This window comes from Tenuifilum sp. 4138str (genome assembly GCF_041102575.1).
Classification (GTDB): domain Bacteria; phylum Bacteroidota; class Bacteroidia; order Bacteroidales; family Tenuifilaceae; genus Tenuifilum; species Tenuifilum osseticum.
This window is the reverse complement of sequence record NZ_JBGCUE010000002.1, coordinates 196,244-212,589: the sequence shown is the minus strand read 5'-3', so window position 1 is coordinate 212,589 and position 16,346 is coordinate 196,244. Positions and strand designations below refer to the sequence as shown.

Annotated in this window: 15 protein-coding genes; 3 read left to right on the top strand and 12 right to left on the bottom strand. The window is 40.2% G+C overall.

Features of this window, described 5'->3' with window-relative positions; all coding sequences use genetic code 11:
- Positions 1-109: 109 nt before the first annotated feature.
- Entirely contained in the window at positions 110-787 is a 678-nt protein-coding gene (locus AB6811_RS02790) for an IS1595 family transposase (protein WP_369488828.1), read from the bottom strand.
- A 141-nt stretch (positions 788-928) separates the two neighbouring features.
- Positions 929-1,747, bottom strand: coding sequence for a 2,3,4,5-tetrahydropyridine-2,6-dicarboxylate N-succinyltransferase (locus tag AB6811_RS02785; protein ID WP_369488826.1), 819 nt, complete (start codon positions 1,745-1,747; stop codon positions 929-931).
- A 123-nt stretch (positions 1,748-1,870) separates the two neighbouring features.
- On the opposite strand from AB6811_RS02785, the gene AB6811_RS02780 reads away from it, so the two are divergent.
- Positions 1,871-2,746: a hypothetical protein gene (locus tag AB6811_RS02780; RefSeq protein WP_369488824.1), complete on the top strand. Its 876-nt coding sequence runs from the start codon at positions 1,871-1,873 to the stop codon at positions 2,744-2,746.
- A gap of 18 nt (positions 2,747-2,764) precedes the next feature.
- Here the strand turns inward: AB6811_RS02780 and AB6811_RS02775 are convergent, their stop codons facing one another.
- The 10 genes from AB6811_RS02775 to AB6811_RS02730 all read right to left on the bottom strand — a co-directional run bounded on the left by AB6811_RS02775 (position 2,765) and on the right by AB6811_RS02730 (position 14,430).
- Positions 2,765-3,823 (bottom strand): sensor histidine kinase, encoded by a 1,059-nt coding sequence (locus tag AB6811_RS02775; RefSeq protein ID WP_369488823.1) that lies wholly within the window; start codon positions 3,821-3,823, stop codon positions 2,765-2,767.
- 5 nt (positions 3,824-3,828) lie between these two features.
- Complete coding sequence (locus AB6811_RS02770) at positions 3,829-4,452, bottom strand: riboflavin synthase (protein WP_369488821.1); 624 nt, start codon at positions 4,450-4,452, stop codon at positions 3,829-3,831.
- A gap of 114 nt (positions 4,453-4,566) precedes the next feature.
- Positions 4,567-5,151 (bottom strand): sulfur carrier protein ThiS adenylyltransferase ThiF, encoded by a 585-nt coding sequence (gene thiF / locus AB6811_RS02765; RefSeq protein WP_369488819.1) that lies wholly within the window; start codon positions 5,149-5,151, stop codon positions 4,567-4,569.
- Positions 5,152-5,157: 6 nt separating this feature from the next.
- Positions 5,158-6,261 (bottom strand): methylmalonyl Co-A mutase-associated GTPase MeaB, encoded by a 1,104-nt coding sequence (gene meaB, locus AB6811_RS02760; protein WP_369488817.1) that lies wholly within the window; start codon positions 6,259-6,261, stop codon positions 5,158-5,160.
- 444 nt (positions 6,262-6,705) lie between these two features.
- On the bottom strand, positions 6,706-7,875 hold the full coding sequence (locus tag AB6811_RS02755; protein ID WP_369488815.1) for a hypothetical protein: 1,170 nt from the start codon (positions 7,873-7,875) through the stop codon (positions 6,706-6,708).
- 161 nt (positions 7,876-8,036) lie between these two features.
- Positions 8,037-8,396, bottom strand: coding sequence for a hypothetical protein (locus AB6811_RS02750; protein WP_369488813.1), 360 nt, complete (start codon positions 8,394-8,396; stop codon positions 8,037-8,039).
- A complete protein-coding gene (locus tag AB6811_RS02745) occupies positions 8,393-8,824 on the bottom strand; it encodes a hypothetical protein (RefSeq protein ID WP_369488811.1) in 432 nt (143 codons plus the stop codon). Before AB6811_RS02745 ends, AB6811_RS02750 begins: the two co-directional genes overlap by 4 nt.
- Positions 8,825-9,033: 209 nt before the next feature.
- Positions 9,034-9,675 (bottom strand): DUF8479 domain-containing protein, encoded by a 642-nt coding sequence (locus AB6811_RS02740; RefSeq protein ID WP_369488809.1) that lies wholly within the window; start codon positions 9,673-9,675, stop codon positions 9,034-9,036.
- 562 nt (positions 9,676-10,237) lie between these two features.
- A complete protein-coding gene (locus AB6811_RS02735; RefSeq protein ID WP_369488808.1) occupies positions 10,238-13,687 on the bottom strand; it encodes a SpoIIE family protein phosphatase in 3,450 nt (1,149 codons plus the stop codon).
- A 575-nt stretch (positions 13,688-14,262) separates the two neighbouring features.
- Positions 14,263-14,430 (bottom strand): hypothetical protein, encoded by a 168-nt coding sequence (locus AB6811_RS02730; RefSeq protein WP_369488806.1) that lies wholly within the window; start codon positions 14,428-14,430, stop codon positions 14,263-14,265.
- On the opposite strand from AB6811_RS02730, the gene AB6811_RS02725 reads away from it, so the two are divergent.
- Positions 14,429-15,823 (top strand): O-antigen ligase family protein, encoded by a 1,395-nt coding sequence (locus AB6811_RS02725; RefSeq protein WP_369488804.1) that lies wholly within the window; start codon positions 14,429-14,431, stop codon positions 15,821-15,823. The two genes, AB6811_RS02730 and AB6811_RS02725, sit on opposite strands and share 2 nt — an antisense overlap.
- On the top strand, positions 15,810-16,319 hold the full coding sequence (locus tag AB6811_RS02720) for a DNA-3-methyladenine glycosylase (RefSeq protein ID WP_369488802.1): 510 nt from the start codon (positions 15,810-15,812) through the stop codon (positions 16,317-16,319). Before AB6811_RS02725 ends, AB6811_RS02720 begins: the two co-directional genes overlap by 14 nt.
- Positions 16,320-16,346 lie beyond the last annotated feature (27 nt).

Sequence of the window (16,346 nt, the reverse complement as noted above, 5' to 3'; positions counted from 1 at the left end):
ATTCTCATGCTTTAAAAGTTTGAATTTATTAAGGCTCTAGACTATGAAATATTTTTCAACATTATGATAATGATGTTTTGTTGGAACGGGAAATAACTCGTTTTTTGAGTTATTCACGTTTCAACAAAAGCACTAGTTCTTTGAACATCTGTTCTTCCGACTTTTTCCATCGCCATTCGCACTCCTTTAGGTGGAGGTCAAAGTGGGCTTTCACTCCGTTGAACTTGGACAATCGCCTTTTGGTGAAACTCCAGAAAGATTCAATGCCATTGATGTGAACGCCTTTCCCGTCAGAGAAATGCTTGGACTTATTGACCCTGAAGTGCTTGCTATAGCCTACGTCAACCAGCCCATCATACCCCCTCCAGCCATCGGAGTAAACCACCGCATCGGGGCTTACACGTTTGAGGATTACCTGTTGAAGCGATTTGCGGCTGCTGTCGGGAATGAGTTCGGTGTACACCTCTCCGTTGCGTTCGAATACACCAAAAACTGGACGCTTCCAGGTTCCCCGCCCCCTTTTATGAATACCCACTTTGCCTCGAATGCGCTTAGATCCGAAGTAGGCCTCATCAAATTCTAATTCTTTCGTGAGCAGTATCGCCTGAAGGGTCTCAATCCTTGAACGATATATGGCTTCCCGAAATATCTTGTATAGCCGATTTATCGTATTCCGGTTAATGCCTAATAGGTATGCGGTTTTTGTGGCATCAACATCGGCGCAAAAATGTCGAAGAACTTTTTTAATTTTATAATCACTGATTTTACTATATTTTACAAGGCTCATAGGACAAAGTTATTAACTTTTCCTAGTCTTAAGCCTTATTAAATCCTTTCAATTGTCAATCAATTTAAGTTTCCGAAATTTCTTTATACGAAAATGTTTCTAGCAATTTCTTTGCATGTAGCGCAACTCACGGTACTCGTGTTAAACACTCACCCCAAAATCCCTGAGGGCGTTGTTGAGCGAGGTTTTTAGGTCAGTAGATTCCTTGCGTTTACCAATAATTAATGCGCACGAAACCTGATAATCGCCGGCTGGGAATTTTTTTGTGTATGATCCCGGTATAACTACTGAGCGTTCCGGAACATATCCGCGGTATTCAACAGGCTCAGGGCCCGACACATCAATTATTTTTGTTGATTGAGTTATCACAACATTGGCGCCAAGTACAGCTTCCCGGCCAATGTGCACCCCCTCAACTATGATACAACGCGAACCAATAAAGCAGCCATCCTCAACTATTACGGGTGCAGCCTGAACGGGTTCAAGAACCCCGCCAATTCCAACGCCACCGCTAAGGTGGACACCTTTCCCAATTTGAGCGCAGGAGCCCACGGTGGCCCATGTATCCACCATGGTCCCTTCATCAACATATGCCCCAATGTTAACGTACGAGGGCATCAGCACTACACCCTTGGCAAGGTAACTGCCATAGCGGGCTACGGCATGCGGTACAGCGCGTACACCAATCGCAGCAAAATCCCGTTTAAGGGGTATTTTATCGTAGAATTGCAGAATCCCTGCCTCCATAACCTCAAGTTTCCGTACGGGAAAGTACATCAGTACCGCTTTCTTGACCCATTCATTTACCTGCCAACCCTTTTCAATGGGTTGTGCTACACGGATTTGCCCCTTATCGAGTAAGTCAATAACAGCCTCGATACCCTGAATGTACTCTTTCTGGTTAAGAAGTTCCCTGTTATCCCAGGCTTGCTCAACAAGTTGTCTTAAATCTTCATGCATCTAGTCAAACATTTTTGCAAATGTAACAAATAGGTAGTTTACTGCTCATAATTTTCAAAACAGTTTTAGCGTAAAACCTTTCAGGGAAAATTTCGTTAAATTGCAACATAAAAACTGATTGCTATGAGGCTAAAAGTTACCCCTTTAGTTGTTCTGTTACTGATGCTTTGCCTTGTAAATGCCGAGGCTCAAAACCGTCCACCGCAGAATGTAAGGCGTGTGATTGTAACCAGCCGCTATGAGATAAAGGACGGAAAACGAACAATTAATAGCCGGGCCATTAAGCAGGAGATTAAGGATTCGCTCGATAGAGTCCATACAATTCTTTTCCGCGATTATGAAACCCAGGGGGTGTATCGCTACATTTGGCACACCTATGAGGGGAAACAAATTGTTAGAACCGATGAATTTGCTAGCGAAAAGCTTTTCAGGTACAGCCTTTTCACCTATACACCCGATTCGCTAGTAGCTACCCAAAAGGTTTACCTGGTAAACCCTGGCGATACAGTTCATTACGTTACACTTAGCTTTAAGTACCAAAACAGACTACCTATTCAGGTTGATGCCCACAACAGCAAAGGGAAGCGGGTTTACCGAACCAAGTCGGTTTATGACAACTACGGAACCGAAATACTACGTCAGGTTAAAGTATCAAAGGGCTATATTCCGGTTGACTCCATAGTGAATTTAAGTTGTAAACCCACTTACGACACCTTGGGCAGGAAGGTGGCTGAAACTATTACAAAAACCTTTGCCGACGGCCGTAAGGAAGCTAAAAGCTTTAAATACGAGTATAACAAGAAGAACCTGCGCTCAGCGGTGGAGGAGTTCGATTCTGCGGGGAAACTACTAAGCCGAACAACCCTTGAGTACAACGATAAGGGCATGCTTAAGTTTATATCGGTTTATAACTCAGAGGGTCAACTAATCGACTATCAGGCTTTGCGATACGAGCTTTACCCCTCGCTCGATAGGCGGAAACAAATCATTGAGTACTAAAACGCAGCTTGGTGCTGCCTATTTTTTAGGTTTATCGAGCGTAAAGCTAAAGGTTGTTCCCTGGTTTAGGCTACTGCGCACACCAATAACCTGCTTGTGCCCTTCAATGATATGCTTTACAATGGCAAGGCCAAGCCCGGTTCCACCCTGGTCGCGCGAACGGCTTTTATCAACCCTGTAAAAGCGTTCAAATATTCGGGGTAAATCCTTCTGGTCAATCCCAATACCATTATCGTTTACTTCAACCTGTACCCTTGTTCCAATATCGGAAACCGATACAGTGGTTACCCCGTCTTCCTTCCCATAAAAAATGGAGTTGATAATAAGATTATAAAGTACCTGCGAGATTCTTTTTTTATCGGCATAAACCCAAACAGGCTTGCCAAACTCCTTGTCAAGTTTCAGGGTGATATTTTTCTGCTTTGCCCTTTCCTCAAGGGCCTCAAATGTTTCCTCAATCAGGCTTATAATGTTGAAGCGTTCCAGGTTGAGCTGCAGCTCACCAGCCTCGAGCTTTGTGATTAGCTCCAGATCCTCAACAATACCAATTAGGCGGTTTATGCTTTTCTCGGTACGTTCCAGGTAACGCCGATTAATACTTGGGTCCTCCAGTCCGCCATCCAGCAGGGTGAGCACATATCCCTGAATATTAAAAATAGGCGTTTTAAGCTCGTGCGATACGTTTCCCAGGAACTCCTTACGGTAACGCTCCATCTGCTTTAACCGGTCTATTTCGTCAGTTTTTGCTTCGGCCCATACCCTTAAGTCGTATTCGAGCCGCTGTAACAGGTTGTTCTGGTCAAGCTCGTCAACAAGGTCGGCGTTGGCCTTATCAATGCTGTATAAAGCCTTGTATAGAGGCTTAATCCTTTTTGATACAAAAAGGTTGACCAGTAAAAGGCTACTCAGAAAGGTTATTGTAAAAACAGAAAGCGTAAAGGCAACAAGCTTAAGCAGCTGTTGCCCCTGCGTAAAGTTGACGATAAACAGAAAACATACTGCAGCCAGTACGCTAACTATAGATGCAATAGTTAACGAGAGGGAGCGTGGCGATTCAAAGATTTTTTTAACCGTCATTTGTTTTACTTGCCGGTAAGCCTGTTAAGCTGGCCCGATTCCAGGTACTGCTTAAGTATTTTGGTGATGTATTTACCAACAATATCGAACTCCAGGTTTACAACGGTTCCTTTCTTAATTTCATGAAAGTTGGTATGCTCGTATGTATAGGGGATTATAGCCACCTGAAACGAGTTCTCACGGGAGTTAACCACCGTTAAGCTTACGCCGTTTACGGCAATTGAACCCTTTTCAACGGTAATATTCCCCTTGGAGGGGTCGTACTCAAAGGTGTAGTACCAGCTACCATCGGCTTCCTGAACATCGGTGCAAACGGCAGTTTGGTCAACATGGCCTTGTACCATATGCCCATCGAGCAGGCTATCGATTTTCATGCTGCGTTCCACGTTAACCTTATCGCCTACCTTGAGTTGCCCCAGGTTCGATTTCTCAAGGGTTTCCTTAATGGCGGTAACAGTGTAAGTAGCGTTGTCCTTTTTCACTACAGTTAAACAAACGCCATTGTGCGAAACGCTCTGGTCAATCTTTAAATCATTTACAAACGAGCAGGTTAGGGTGATATGCAGGTTCTCCTTTTCCCGCTCCAACGCAACCACTTTTGCCGGTTCCTCAACTATTCCTGAAAACATGAAGTTTGATTTTTACTTTTGATGCAAAGATATAGTATAAATTGATTTTGCTTCAAACAGATTTTGTATTAAAAGGCTATCGCTTCTTTATGAAGCTGCAGGACTTGACTTATACTACTTGCTACCCAACAGCAATTCCAAAACCACGTTGGCCTGCATGGCTGCACAGATACCCACCCTGGGCGAGAGGGGAGGTAGTTCATCGGCAATCTCCGATACTCCATCGCCGCAGATGTAAAGGTTGCCAAACCGGTTAACCCGCATTTCGTTCGATTTACCCCAACCGGCCATACCATTGCCCATTACCAGGGGAATGTTGGGGTATTCGGTTTGGAAAACCTCGGCAATTACCTCTTTCATTTCGGCCCTGTCAAAGGCCTCAACCATAATATCAACATCACTAAAAATTTCCTTGATGCTTAGGGCATCGAGTTTAATACTGTGTATTACTATGTTAAGTTCCGGGTTTATGGCTAAAAGGTTTGTTTTTAGCGCCTCAACCTTTTTGGCGCCAAGCTGGTGCCTGAAGTAGAACTGCCTGTTCAGGTTGCTTTCCTGAACTACATCAAAGTCGGCAACTACCAGCTTTCCAATGCCAACCCGCGTGAGGTGCATGGCTACATTACTGCCAAGTCCACCTGCACCGGCAATGCCAACCGTGTAGTGCTTTAAACGTTGTTTTATCTCATCAAAGGTCATAGAATTCTACTTATTACCATTCTGTTCAAAATACACATCGATTAGTTTTTGTGCGGCCGCAAATGAGCTAAGCTTGTTATGAGTAACCTCGTGCTCAATCCATTTAATCATGGTACTCACCTGTGTGCTGTGGTAAAAACGGTTTTTCAGCTCCTCGTTTATGGTTTCGTACATCCAGTACTTTGCCTGCTGGCTTCGCCTGTGGCTAAAGTAGCCATTTGCCTTGGTAAATGCCATGTACTGGTTTATGGTACTCCAAATCTCCAATATACCTGTTTTGTTAACCGATGAGCATGTAACCGCTTGGGGTACCCATCCCGATTCCGTGGCAGGGAAAAGGTGTAGGGCGTTCTGGTACTCGGCCTGAGCAAGTTTTGCCTTTTGGATGTTGCTTCCATCGGCTTTGGTAATGGCAATCATATCGGCCATTTCCATTATGCCGCGCTTAATTCCCTGGAGTTCATCGCCGGCACCGGCGAGCATAAGCAGCAGAAAGAAATCGACCATGGAATGAACCGCCACCTCGCTTTGCCCAACACCAACCGTTTCGATAAATATAGTATCGAAACCGGCAGCTTCGCAAAGAATAATGGTCTCGCGCGTTTTGCGGGCAACCCCGCCCAGTGAACCCGCCGAGGGCGAAGGCCTGATGAATGCATTGGGATCGGCGCTAAGGGACTCCATGCGGGTTTTATCGCCAAGTATGCTTCCCTTGCTCCGCTCGCTGCTTGGGTCAACGGCCAGCACGGCCAGCTTGTGTCCCTGAGCGGTTATGGTGCTTCCCAGCGCCTCAATGAAAGTGCTTTTACCAACTCCGGGAACACCGGTTATACCAATCCTAACCGAACGACCCGAAAGGGGGAGGCATTGCTCAACCAGTTCCCTTGCCAGCTCCTGATGCTGCGGAAGCGAACTCTCAATAAGGGTAATGGCCTGGCTGAGTATGGGAATATTACCATTCTTTATACCATCCATATACTCCTCAGCGCTCAGCAGCTTTCGCTTTTTAGCCTTGAAACGTTTAATGGCATCCTCATTCACCATGGGTGGCTGTTCAATGCCCGGATTTACTATAAGTGCGCTTTTCTCCTCTTTCTTTTTCTGTTCCATTTCGTATCGCTTGGATACGCGAATTTATTCATTCTATTCTGTAAAACCTAATTGGGAGGATGGGTTTACTTTAAATGAGGCACAATTTCTTCTTGCTAACCAACATCCCTGGTTCTTCAAGCTTACACTTCATTGCGTTGAAGGTAGTTGATATTTGTTTGTTGATAGTTGACTGTAAAAATGACGGGATTAAGAAACTTCCATACTTTGTCATGATGTGATTACCCTGACCCAGTTTAGAGCTCACAAAAGAATAGCTTTATTAGAATGTAGTGAACAGAGGTGTTAGGTTAATTTTATTGTGTAACGGTCGGCGGTTTAAACTGCTGGGGAGTTAACCGCCAGCGGCGTTATCCGCCGTTAAAAAGTTAGTTAAATGTAATAAATATTCTGCATCTGCGTCATAAGCCCCAGTGAAAGGAACAGCCTGATAGGCACCGTTTTTTATCTTTTAAGATTCCTATAGTTTTCTAACATTGACAAAACTTTATTCTTTGTAATGTTATATTTTTCTTTACTTTCGTTAAATCTCAATCTAACCGACTCAATAATTTTCACTATATCATCTTTTGTGTTTTTATAAAAAATAATAGTAGCGATTTTGTTTAATATCCTTTTGCTATATTTTTCAATATCATCTATATCATTGCCTAAAACATCAACTTTTTTTAAAATCTCTTCTATTTTATTGTCAATATTTATAGCACCAATAATTGTTGATAAATCTTTTTCAGCAGTTTTGAATTCATCAATGTCTTCATTTAGAAGCTCACAATGTTTCTCAAATTTATCAATAGCATTGAAATAATTTATTAGTGTTGTTTCGAAATATGCTCTTAATTCTAATCCTAGTATTAAAATTTCAAGTTCATTTAAAATATTTTCATTTGTTTTCTTTTCGAAAAGTGCACATTCAACAAGTTCATCAATTTTGTCTAATATTTTATTCGGTCTTAACATATTATTTAATAAAATAATTAAATAATAAAATCCGAAAATTATAAAGCCAAATTTAATTGAAGAAATTAAATCTTTACTTCTAATATTAATTATTAAACCAATTATTATTAAGATAATTCCAATAATTAAAAGTCTAAGAATTAGTATTGTTGTAAATTTAAAGGAAGGGTTTGTATCCTTTGGTATAGGAATATTGATAATACTTAAAAATAATAATAATACTAGATAAACAATAATTCCAATGTTTAAAACAATAAAAACTATAGAGAATATTCCACTCAAATAACCTAAACTCCAATTAGAGTAAATAAAAAAACTAAATAAAATTATATGAGAGATTATACTAAACTTGATATTTGAAAAGTCTTTGTCGAAATAGTAATATCTTTTAGTTATTAGTTCTTTTGAAAATTGATTAGGTTTGATTAAGGAGTATGAAATATAAAATAAATAATAGAGACAAAAACAAATAATAAAAACAGAAATAACTTCTTTAGTTGCAAATGATTTTGTTTCAATTTGAGATAAGAATGTCCATGTTAGAGCAGATAATGCACCTATTGCAGCCCACAAATTCCATCCATGAGTACTATATTTTTGATTTAATCTGTTTCTTTCTTGATAAAGTATATCAAGTGTTGTTTTTTTATCCATACATCATAATTTCTTCAGAATGGTTCCTAACGGTTATGTGTATGAAACCTAGCGTATTGCGTGGCTGCGAACCTATCCCCCGTTACTGACCTTGGCAACGGGAGACGAGCTTGCAAACTACACTGAAACCACTATGTTTTATGCCAGCATGTTGTGTACAGTTATCTATTATTCTTAGTTTGCCATGTATTTAATTCTGCAAGTACAATCGTATCTTCAGGTTTATTAAATATAATATTATCTAATCCCCAATAGTAAAAATATGAAGTTGAACCGTCCTCATTTTTCTTACTAGAAGATTTACCATGTCCAGTGTAAATAACAATCCAATCTCCGGATTTTATATCCTGAGGTGGAAACCAATAAGTATGTTTAGGTTGATTATAGAAGCCACCTGAACTTAATTCGTAAGTTAAGTGTATACAAAAGAATTTAAGATTACAATCTGCAGAAGCTCTCAAAGCAATCCGTTCAGAATTAATATTTCCCTTGTCTATAAATGAATGAATTTGAATTTTCATTTTTTAACAATTTTAGCTAAAATACCACCCAATGTAAGTCCTAAACCAATTAATAGAAGAATATATCCTTTTTGAGACCAATACAAACTTGAGATTCCACATAGTGCAGAGCCAATCGCAATACATGTTGTAAAAATAATCTCAAATGCAGTATTTTGACTTACCTTTTCTTTTAGCACAGCACATTCCTTATCAAGTGAATGGAACTTCTCTTCAAAAATTTCCAATCTATGAACCTGATGTTCAAGCTTGTCGTTTTCACTTAATAGCAATCTCTGTACTGCGGGACTTTTTAAATCTTCTTCATTTAAGTCACGTTTGATATTTAGGAATGGACTAGAAGGAACGGATAATAACTCTTCTGGTTTTTTCTTTACCGATGAGGAATCAGCCGTTAAAAAATCTTTTATTTCATTCTCCTTACTCATTATGTAAAATTATTTGAAAGTTCAATTTTTCATGTCGGCATTGATCTCTATAATTGTGCACAACGGTTGGCGGTATGAAACGTGCCGGATTGCAAGGTTGCGTCCGTATCCCCCGTGACAAACCCATGAGGCGGGACGAAACGCTCGAAAACCCACTGAAACCGGCATGTTTTATGACCGCGTGTTGTAGCCAGTGCATTAATTATCAATCATTCATATTGTTCTGGTTTTACAGATATTGTAAATAAATACACTCCCATTTTGTCCTTATAATAATAATTTACAGTTACCTTGTTATCACGCATTGCCTTCATATCAGGATTAGTCTTAACAAAATTTGTAATTGTCGGCTCAAGATAACCTTTTAATTCGTCAATATTAATCGAATCTTTAATCATGCTTACCAATGTGTAATTATATTGAAATACATTATCAGGCATTGCCATCGCATTATCCAATCTTGTTGCATTATCTATCATTATGGGGCAAGATTTATTAATCTCGCTTGCCGTTTCCATTAATGCCTTATCAAATGCAGGTTTCCGAAATAATCCAGCAAGTTTTTCTCCTCCGATTTGTCCAATAGCATAAAAGATTGCAAATGCAACAGTAAATCCAATCCAATATTTTAGTCCTTTAATTTTCTTGGATTTTGGTTTATCTTTCGATAAATCTGTTTTCTCTGTCGTACAAATCAACTGTTTATAATCATCAAATGACTTGTCGGAATTACGTTTAGTCCATTCCGAATAACTGTTATCAAGTTTTTTATTACAGTTTGCACAAAAAACTAAATACTCTGTTTTGACCTCGTTAAAGTGTCCACAATTACTACATTTCAAATAGTACATATCAATCTTATTTTTAAAATTATCTCGTTATTAGGCTGTTGGTCGTTTTATGCATTGGCTACAACTCGTTTATAACCGTACCAAAAGTAATTATATACATCTATTTTGGGTGTATAACCGTACTTTTTGTAAGGTTTATTCAAAAATATAATATTTTCACTAATCATCAAATGAACTTTTTATTTTTTTTATACTACTCTACTTAACACCTGAAGTTGTTCGTTGATGATTGATAGTGAGCTTAATAGAACACAGATTACGCTGATTTTCTAGATTTACACAGGTAATATTAACCAAATACTAAACACTAAAAACCAAACACTAAACACCAAACACCAACCACCCCTGTACACTGTACACTGCACACTAAAAATGAGATCCTTCGCTCTCCGCTAGGGCGGGACAGGCCACTCAGGATGACAAGTTGAGAGAAAATTCAAGGGAACGCAGATTACGCTGATTTGTTAGCTTTACACGGTTTAAAGGGGTTTAATATAAAGGTGTTTATTGTAATTCCGTGCGGGCGGGTAGCTGTAACAATGAACCAGCCCTGTTCCGGGTTCTATAGCCGTATTCCCATTACCAGAATATCGTCGAGTTGGTCGTGGGGGCCAATCCATTGGTCAATGGTATCGTCAAGAATTGTTTTTTGCTCTGACATATCCTTTTCGGAAATACTAAGCAAAAGTTCCTTGAAGTTCTTTGACATAAACTTGCGGTTATCGGGCCCGCCAAACTGGTCAACATATCCATCGGAGAACATGTATATGCAATCGTTCTTTTTTATCTCAATCTCATGAAGGGTAAATGATTCTACCTCGTTTATATGTACTCCAACAGGCATTTTATCACCCTTGTACTCAATCAATTTTCTGTCTCTAATCAGGTAGAGCGGATTGTACGCACCGGCAAACAGGAGGGTGCTAGTATCGTAATCAATTACGCTTAGGGCAACGTCCATTCCATCTTTTGTTTCGTTTTCCTTGCCCACCTGCGCTAGGGCTTTTTTGATATTGGTTCTTAACTCATTCAGCAGAATGTGAGGGCGAACATCGTTGGTGTTTTTAACAATCTCGGTAAGGAGGGTAATTCCCAGCAAGCTCATAAATGCGCCGGGTACTCCATGCCCGGTACAATCGGCAGCGGCTACAATTATTTTGCTCCCCTTCTGGGTCATCCAGTAGAAATCGCCACTAACAATATCGCGGGGTTTAAGTAAAATAAAGTAATCCTTAAGTATCATGTCGGCAACTTCCTTACTTGGCATTACGGCTGTTTGTATTCGTCGGGCATACGAAATACTCTTAATGATATCCTGGTTCTGCGATATTATTTGGTCACGTTGCGATGTTATTTCATCGCGTTGCGCTTCAATTTCCTCCTTCTGCTGAAGAATTTCCTGGTTCAACACTTTAAGCTCATCGCGCTGTTTCTCAATGGCGTTCTTTTGCTCCTCAATGGTTTTTGTCCTTTCCTTTACCTTTTGTTCAAGGATTTGTTTTTCCTTGATGAGGTTTTTCTCCCTAGCTCTAATAATTACTACAATAAGGGTAACAGCAATGGCTGCAACCAGTGAGTAAAACCAAATTGTTTGGTAGATTGGAGGGGTAACGCTAAACGAGTACTCCTTAATATCGCTGATATTATTCATGGCGTCGCGGGCACGAATCTGCAGGACGTGGTTTCCCGGAGGGAAGTATGGGAAGTCTTTTTCCGGAACATTACCCCAGTCGGACCACTCGGACATAAGCCCTTTAAGCTTGAACTGGTATTCCACGCCTTTCTCCTTCAGGTAGAAGGGTGCACCCAGCTTAATCTTAAATGCGTTGTTGTTAGCTTCCAGCTCAACGTAATTGGTGTTAAGATTATTCCCGGATTTATCCAAAACCTGTTTTACGAAAAGGTTAACCGCTTTAAGGGTATCGTTTTGCTTGGTTGGGTAGATTTTGTATAGCTGGCTAAAACCATTTACCACCCAAACCTCGTTGCTATCGGCATAGCTTATAGAGTTAACCCGGTCAAGCAGTCCTATGTACTTTGCAATCCTTTGATTCTGTTCCGTTTTTGGGAAGGGGTACCATATCTGTCCGGCTCTTAACCAGGTTTGCTCGGGGCTAGAGTAGAATGCCTTGTAATTGGTTTGTTGGGCATATTCGGGATGTGCACCAATGCTATCGGCAGTATGGTAAAACTTAAATACCCAAGTAGGGGTAATAATCAGGTATTCAGCACCTAACTTTCGTACAACAGGCGATACAACCGAGTATTTACCTTCGGAAATGGGAATCAGTTTGGGGTTACCTGAGTTAATATTAGTTGCTTTGTACACTTTATAATCGGTTGTAAATACTATTTCCGATTCGGTTATCTCCGAAACCGATGTAATTTTTTCGTTGTTAAGTTTTAATACCGCCCTTGGGTTTAAATTGCCTCCTTCGTATTTAATTCGGTAAAGTGTTCCCCACGAACCAATGTATAGGACATTTTTGTCGAAAACACTTGGATTGATGCTAAAAATATATTGGCTGGGAATAATGGGCTTTGGATCAGCAATGCCGATATAGTATAATCCGGTGCTCGACGCTATTAAAAGATTATTGTTCCAGGTCTGAAGCGCGCTAATTTTACCACTTATTCCACTAATTTTCTGGTAAATAAAGTTGCTTGAGAGCAACAAGCGCTCTTTCTTTTTGATTACTTTTTTTTCGTATTCTATTTGCTCTGTTTCAATTTCATTGGTATGGATTTGGCTAGGTTCCATTGGCATTTGCTCTGCTCGTTCCCCACCAAAGATTCTGGCAAATAAGCCTTTTTTCTTTGCAGCTGTCTGTTGGTCTTTTTCAGGTTCCTGAGGGGGTTGCGGCTGAACAGCTTGTTTTACTTTTTTTACAACGGGTTTTTGGGTAGTGAACTGAATGGTTTTGGTAGAGTAATTCTGTACTTCAGTTAACCTATATAGCCCATCGCTGGTTCCCACGTATAATGAACCATTAAACTTTACTGTAGATAGAATATTTCCCTGCAATCCCGAAATGTGGTGGTACGACGAAATAGGGACAGATAAATCAACCCTGGAAATTCCCATTCCATGTACTAACCAAAGTCCTCCGTTGCTGTCCTTACCCATTGCGTTAACTTCATCATCGGGTAAACCGCTGGAGTAGTTAATGATATGGCTTGTTTCGCCGGTAATGGTATTTACAATTACACATCCGCCAATTAATGTGGATAATGCAATTGACTTATCATCAAATGAGATACCGCTTGTTAAGTAGCTGGCATCAATGTAATTCTGGTCTTTTAAAATGATTGGCGAGAATGTTTTTCCGTCAAATTTGAAAACTCTATTGGAACTTGTTCCAATAATTTGTTCATTGTTATGTTTAAATGAGAACAGTATCTCGCTATTCCCCAGAACTGAAGTATTTATTTGTGTTGCATCCTGTTTGTAAACCCTAAAAAAAGCCGATTTGTTTTTTACAATGAATAATTGTTCACCCACACTAAACATATCGGTAATGATTTGGGTACTATCCCTCTCGGTATAGTAATTTTCAACCCTGTAAGGTTCAACTCTTCGAATTTTATAAATGCCATCAACGCCGGCAGCGTAAAGAATATTGTTAAAGTGATGAAAAAGGTAAAACAATTCAGTTCTATTCTGCTCTATGGGAACAAAAACATTTATTCCATTCAAATTTTTCTTAAAGTAACCCAGAACCTTATCGCCACCTACAAATAGTTTATCTAAATAAGTAATTGCCATGGGTTGCCCACCAACTGGCAGGTGTTCCCAGTTGTACCCATCGAAACTGAAAATGCCGTTCTGGTTAAGAACATATATCATATTGTTATCACCCTGAACAACCTGATAGTTATCAGTGCTCATGCTCACCGGGAGCGTGAAGTTGGTAATAAAAGGAATTCCTTTTTGTGCAAACCCCGAAATTGCTAACCAGTTCAACAGCAGTAAAATCAGGATTTTCCAGGATAGTGCATTATTTGCTTTCATACAAAAATGATATAAGGAAGGCTTTTAAGTTACTAACATTTAATACGATATCAAATTCTTGGTGATATTTTAACATAAAAATGCGAATTTTATTCTTGTAGATATTTATGCAAAAAATAACATATACCCCCTTGCCCTTGAATAGGGCTCCTTAACCCAATAGGACTTAGTGTGAGTAGTTTTTAGTTGATGTTTGATAGTTAGATTAATAGAACGCAGATTATGCTGATTTTCTAGATTTACACTGGTTATATTAACCTACACTAAACACTAAAAACCAAACACCAACCACTAACCACCCCCATACACTGTACACTGCACACTGCACACTGCACACTAAAAATGAGATCCTTCGCTCACCGCTAGGGCGGGACAGGCTGCTCAGGATGACAAGTTGAGAGTAAATTCAATAGAATGCAGATTAGGCTGATATATTAGATTTACATAGCTTTAAGGGGGTAAATACATTTTCATATTCGTTTAATCAATAACCAATTGCTTTTGACCAGTTGGCTACCTTCCAAATAACTATATTTGTAAAAATTTGCTGAGTTGATGTTTGGTGAGCATTTCCATCAGAAAGTATATCTTGCCGCTCTTGCGGTAATTCTGTCCAGTTTACCCTCCTCAATTATTGGTTTAAGCATTGGAACAATTACGTTGGTTGTTAACTTTCTTTTGAGCGGCAACTGGGCAATAAAGCTACAACGGCTGAAGTCCCAACCAATGGTTTTGGTCTTCATGGCAATGTATTTACCTATCCTGCTTAGCGGATTGCTTTCCAGTAATCATCGTTTAGGCTTTGAGATTATCCGCCTTTGGCTGCCTGTTCTACTGATACCACCAATTATTGCTGCTTCCCAGGAATTAACCGGTAAGGAGTTTAGGTTTTTACTCTGGCTTTTTATTCTTTCCACTTTAATAGTTACAATACTAGGTACCTACAATTACCTTACCGGCGATACAGCCGATATTAGAAAAATATCGCCGTTCATATCGCATATTAGGCTTGCACTGATGGTAAATCTTGCCCTTGCAATCATGGTTTACTTTATTGTACATCAACCGCCAACGAAAACCCTTGCCATACTGCTTCATCTCTTTGTTTTGTTATGGTTTCTGTTTTTCCTCTTTCTCTTGGCTTCGTTTACCGGCATTTTAATGCTAGTTCTTTTGATAGTGCTAATTGCTATAAAGTATCTGTTTGGGCTTGGCTCTGTTGCTCGCTTTGTTACTATTACTGGTTTATCAACATTGATTTTTCTTATGTTATCGTACTTATTGCACAAGTATGATAGCATGAATACCATTAGGCTTAGCCCGGAAAATAGCCCAAAAACTACTACAGTAAATGGAAATCCTTACCAACACGATGTGTTATCCAAGGAAACGGAGAATGGGTATCTTGTAAATATCAACATTTGCGAAGATGAACTACGGAACGAGTGGCCTGAACGGAGCAATCTATTGTACGATGGAACCGATAAAAAGGGCCAACCCTTAAGGAGCACCTTAATACGCTACTTAACATCGGCAGGGCTTACAAAGGACTCTGTCGGATTAAGTCACCTCGATTCGGCCGATATTGCTTTAGTTGAACTTGGGTATACAAATACAATTTTCAAAAAGAAGGCAACAGGTTTTGAGAGCCGACTCTACGAGTTTTTCTATGAACTTAATAAGTTCAGGCAATCAGGCACACTAACAGGAGGTTCTGTTCTTCGCCGTTTGATTTATGCCCGTGCGGCATGGCACGTTATTAAGGGGAGCCCTATACTTGGTGTTGGTTACGGCGATTTGCCTACTGCCATGAACCAATTCTATGATATTTATAAGGTTGATTTACCACAGAGCTACCGGTTTATGCCTCACAATCAGTACTTAACAATTTGGGCTTCGGCAGGAATTATCGGGTTAGCAGTTTTCCTGCTCTCGCTAGCTCTACCCTTTTTATTTTCGTCGAATCTAAAGGCAATGCCAGTACTCTATTTTTGGATAATGGTTCTGATTTCGATGCTTTTTGAGGATACCATGCTTACCCATACAGGCATATCATTTGTAGCGGTCTTCAGTGCGTTTTTCCTTTTTGGGCATAGTTTTCCAATAGTAAAGAAAGAAGATTATGCGGCTCGATAGTCAGTTCTACCAGCGCGATGTTCTTGAGGTGGCCCCTGACCTGCTGGGCAAAACACTGGTTCGAAAATTCGAAAGTGGCGACGAGTTACGGGTAACCATCACCGAGGTTGAGGCCTACCGCGGAACCGATGATTTGGGGTGCCATGCCAGCAAGGGCATGACCGAGCGTAACAGGGTGATGTTCGCACGGGGTGGGCTGGTTTACGTTTACCTTATCTACGGGATGTACTGGATGTTCAATGTGGTTACCTCGGTTGAAAACAATCCACAGGCCGTACTTGTAAGGGGGGTAACAGGAGCCGATGGCCCAGGAAAGCTTACCCGCTTGCTTGCCATTGACAAATCCTTTTATGGTGAGGATTTGGTGACCTCAAATCGCCTTTGGCTAGAGGATACCGGAGTTGCACCTAGTTTCATAACCACGCCCCGCATTGGAATTGACTATGCCGGGCCATACTGGTCAAAGGTACCATGGCGGTTCCTTCTGAGCACCTAGTTTGTATTCATTACCAGCAGTATTGAT

Coding starts and splice junctions, on each gene's coding strand:
- AB6811_RS02790 (WP_369488828.1), bottom strand. CDS start 787: ATGAGCCTTGTAAAATATAGTAAAATCAGTGATTATAAAATTAAAAAA.
- AB6811_RS02785 (WP_369488826.1), bottom strand. CDS start 1,747: ATGCATGAAGATTTAAGACAACTTGTTGAGCAAGCCTGGGATAACAGG.
- AB6811_RS02780 (WP_369488824.1), top strand. CDS start 1,871: ATGAGGCTAAAAGTTACCCCTTTAGTTGTTCTGTTACTGATGCTTTGC.
- AB6811_RS02775 (WP_369488823.1), bottom strand. CDS start 3,823: ATGACGGTTAAAAAAATCTTTGAATCGCCACGCTCCCTCTCGTTAACT.
- AB6811_RS02770 (WP_369488821.1), bottom strand. CDS start 4,452: ATGTTTTCAGGAATAGTTGAGGAACCGGCAAAAGTGGTTGCGTTGGAG.
- thiF (WP_369488819.1), bottom strand. CDS start 5,151: ATGACCTTTGATGAGATAAAACAACGTTTAAAGCACTACACGGTTGGC.
- meaB (WP_369488817.1), bottom strand. CDS start 6,261: ATGGAACAGAAAAAGAAAGAGGAGAAAAGCGCACTTATAGTAAATCCG.
- AB6811_RS02755 (WP_369488815.1), bottom strand. CDS start 7,875: ATGGATAAAAAAACAACACTTGATATACTTTATCAAGAAAGAAACAGA.
- AB6811_RS02750 (WP_369488813.1), bottom strand. CDS start 8,396: ATGAAAATTCAAATTCATTCATTTATAGACAAGGGAAATATTAATTCT.
- AB6811_RS02745 (WP_369488811.1), bottom strand. CDS start 8,824: ATGAGTAAGGAGAATGAAATAAAAGATTTTTTAACGGCTGATTCCTCA.
- AB6811_RS02740 (WP_369488809.1), bottom strand. CDS start 9,675: ATGTACTATTTGAAATGTAGTAATTGTGGACACTTTAACGAGGTCAAA.
- AB6811_RS02735 (WP_369488808.1), bottom strand. CDS start 13,687: ATGAAAGCAAATAATGCACTATCCTGGAAAATCCTGATTTTACTGCTG.
- AB6811_RS02725 (WP_369488804.1), top strand. CDS start 14,429: ATGGCAATGTATTTACCTATCCTGCTTAGCGGATTGCTTTCCAGTAAT.
- AB6811_RS02730 (WP_369488806.1), bottom strand. CDS start 14,430: ATGAAGACCAAAACCATTGGTTGGGACTTCAGCCGTTGTAGCTTTATT.
- AB6811_RS02720 (WP_369488802.1), top strand. CDS start 15,810: ATGCGGCTCGATAGTCAGTTCTACCAGCGCGATGTTCTTGAGGTGGCC.